The sequence below is a fragment of the Paenisporosarcina sp. P4_E4_2 genome, from assembly GCF_056401595.1.
The window spans coordinates 1-3,456 of sequence record NZ_JBFUJC010000334.1 but is presented as its reverse complement, the minus strand read 5'-3'; the positions used below and the strand labels follow the sequence as shown (position 1 = coordinate 3,456).

Below are 3,456 nucleotides of genomic sequence, written 5' to 3'. Positions count from 1 at the left end.
GTATGATTGTTGCAGCTGTACTGGATGGCCAAGTGCCCTTTACAGGAATTTGATAGGTCTTCCCTTTTGCGACAAATTGATGATAACCACTAACTTCTTTCTCACGATTAATGATAAAACCAGACGCTAAGGATCCGACTTGAATTCGCTCACCACTGCGTACTTCATATAACGGAAGCTTTGTTTCTAAGACTTGAATCGACATTGCTGGTTTTGTGAAAGATATGATTGCATCATTCCCCGGGAAATATCCGACTTTCCCTGCGACCAAAACTTTGAAGAATCCATTTTCGTAGCCAATTGTCGTGAAAGAAACTGCTGAATTCCCACGAACTAACACATTGCTTGACGAAGATTTTTCACCGAAAATAGTAAAGTTGGTTTTTGTATTAATTTGTCTTTCAGTGCCAGTTTGAACGTCCGGCAATACTTTGTCGGATGGTGCCAAAAATCGACTTTCCATGTAAAAGGTTTTTCCACCAATAGACACTCGTAACATTGAAGCATTTTGTGTCGGCTGGTATTGAACTGTGTTGCCTGCACCTTGCAAAGTTGAGACAGCATTTGTCATTTCCATTGATGAATACAATGGTACTTGATCATTAGTTAACTGACCATGCATCATAGTATCATTTGCGGAAACCAGTTGTGGAAGTGAAAATCCAATTCCGATAACAAATAAAAAGATTAATAATGATTTTTTCATGTAGTTGCTCCTTCAGTACGCAATATATGTAAAGTATATTTCATATTGTTGGCTATTTGTGAGAATAATTGCTAAATGAATATAAATGCTTACTTGAACTCTTTTGTTGTTAGTCCTATATGCTATAGCTGCCTACTGAAGATTTTGATGTTTTCATTCTTAAATCGTGAAAAAGATAAAAAAGGATCATACCAGAATATCTGGTATGATCCTCTTTAAAAAATGTTAGTTTAAGATATTACTTAACGTTAACTTTAACAGTAACAGTTTTACCGCCAGCTTTAACAGTTACGTTCAAGCTATCACCAGTATCTAAACCAGCTACTGCAGCAGATGAATTACCGTTATTTGTAAGTGTTGGAGCAGCACCGCCACTAGCATTAGTTACGCTAGAGAATGTGAATGTTGGTGTTATTGTTGTAGTAACATCAGCGAAAGCAATTTTCCCTGTAGTTGCATCAACTGTTGCAGCTTTACCATATTGGTCAGCAACAACTAAGAATTCAGCTAAGTCATCAGCATTCACAGTTGAAGCTGTAGCAACAGCTAAATTCAACTCAGTAACTACTTTTTTATCTTCTTTTACTTCAAAAGTAGAAACTGAAGGTGCTACACGTGAAACTACTACAGATTTCGCTAGTGTGTCACCAGTGTTGTTAATAACAACTGATAAATTAACAGTTTTTTCAACTACTGAAGCATCAGAACCCCATACAAAAGTTCCATCAGTAGTTAACTCAGTTCCATCAAATGTTACACCAGTTGGTAAGCCTAGTACGTTGAATTCAGTAGCAGGAATAACTAGTTTTTTACCATCTGCAGTGAAACCATTTACAGTTAGTTCACTTGCGTAGTTTACATCGTTATATAAAGGAGTAACATCAGCTAATTCATACTTAGTGATTTCACTTTGTGCTACAGTACGGAAAGTTACGTCTGTAGTGTGAAGTGCAACACCAGCTTTTTGTAATTCTAATGTCACTGAAGAAGTACCTTTTGCAGCACCTTTTAATGTTACTTTTGTAGTATCATCAGCCGTAGCAGAAGTAACTGTTACATTAGCATTGCTAGAAGTAGCAACGATGTCATAGTTAGCATCAGCCACGTATGTCATTGTACGTCCGTATTGATCTTGAATTACGAAGTCAGTCCATTTTAAATCTACTGATTCGCCAGCAAAAATTGCTGTTTCAACAGTTGATTTCAAACCAACGATTGTTTTTGGAGTTGCAGTAGCTTTAACAGATACAATTTCAGTATCAACTTTACCAGTTGATGAAGTAACTGTTAATACAGCAGTGCGATCTGATGTATTAGCATTTCCATCTAATTGTACTTCATAGAATACTTTTCCATCTTTTTCAACGAATGTACCAGCTCCAGTTGCAGTTGCACCAGTGATACTTGGAGTAATACCAGCTAAAGCAGATGCTTTAGTAATTACGTTACCTTTGTTATCTGTAGCTTCTACTGGGAATGAAACTTTATCTCCGCCAGCAATTAGGTCTACAGTAGGAGCGTTAAGTTTAACAACATCTACTTTTGTAGCTTCTAATACTGTCGCTTTGTAAGTAACTGCTTTACCAGTAGATTTAGATACTACTGTGATAATTGACTCACCGTATGCATCTTTTACATCTAATGCTAGAGTAGTATGTTTTTTACCATCCGCATCTGTTACTTCTGCGAATGTACCAGCTGATACTACACCACCATTTGAAGATGTAACAAGTAAGTCAGCGTTTAAAGCTGCAACATTAGTTACTTTGCGACCATATTGATCTTTAACATCTACAGAAACGTAGAAATCTTTTGCGTTATCTTCTTGTTTAAGAGCTTCAACAACTTTGTTATTAACGTCTACTAAACTACCGAAAGTTACATCAACAGCTTTTGCTTCTGCAGCAACAGTTAATTGTGCAGATACACTTTTCGCTGATGCACTGTCAATCAAAGTAAGAGTAAATGCTTCTCCTGCTTTAATATCAGTTTTAGTAATTGTTACTTTACCATTTAAAGCTACTGCTGTTCCAAGAGTAGATGTTGCAATCGGAGCTGCAGTTGTCATTGCTTCACCGTATTGGTTTTGAATTTCATAACCTACTTCAGCAGTGTTAGCAGCAGCGATGATTGCTTTGTCTGATAATAATTTAACTGTTGCAACTGCTTCGCTTTCAACTGTTACATCTTTAGTTAGTGCAGTTTCAGTTAAACCAGAAACAGAAACTGTGTAAGTTCCTTTAGTTAACTTGTTATTTAATTCGATTACTGCAGATTTTTTATCTTCAGCAAAAGTTACTTTAGAGATTCCTTGATTAGAAGTAGCTTTTCCAACAGTAATTGCTGCTTTTGTAGTATCTACAGCTTTGTTGAATTTAACTTCAATTTTTTTCACGCCAATTGCATTAACAGAAGCTAACWCAGAATTAGCAGCTGATGTTTCTGCACGGAATACGAACAATGCGAATTGACCGCGTGTTACGTTTTCACCAGTACCGAATTTTGTTGCTGTCAAACCTTGAGCAACACCAGCTTCGTTTAAAGCATCAACGTATTGCTTGAAAGTGTCAGACACGTCAGTGAATGGGAATTTGTTTGTTGCATCACCTACTAAGTTGTAAGCGTTAGCGATGATTTTCGACATTTCTCCACGTGTAGTTAAATCGTTAGCGCCGAACTTACCAGCTGCTTTACCAGAAACGATTTTCTTTTCAACTAGGAAGTTTACAGCCCATTGAAGATCCTTAGGT

2 protein-coding genes are annotated in these 3,456 nt (G+C 36.8%); both read right to left on the bottom strand.

The window, feature by feature from the left end; all coding sequences use genetic code 11:
- Positions 1–706: hypothetical protein (locus AC1DSB_RS16605; RefSeq protein WP_477587145.1), on the bottom strand; the 706-nt coding region annotated here is incomplete at its 3' end.
- Between the two features lie 238 nt (positions 707–944).
- The coding region (locus tag AC1DSB_RS16600; RefSeq protein WP_477587144.1) for an S-layer homology domain-containing protein at positions 945–3,456 on the bottom strand (2,512 nt) is incomplete at its 5' end.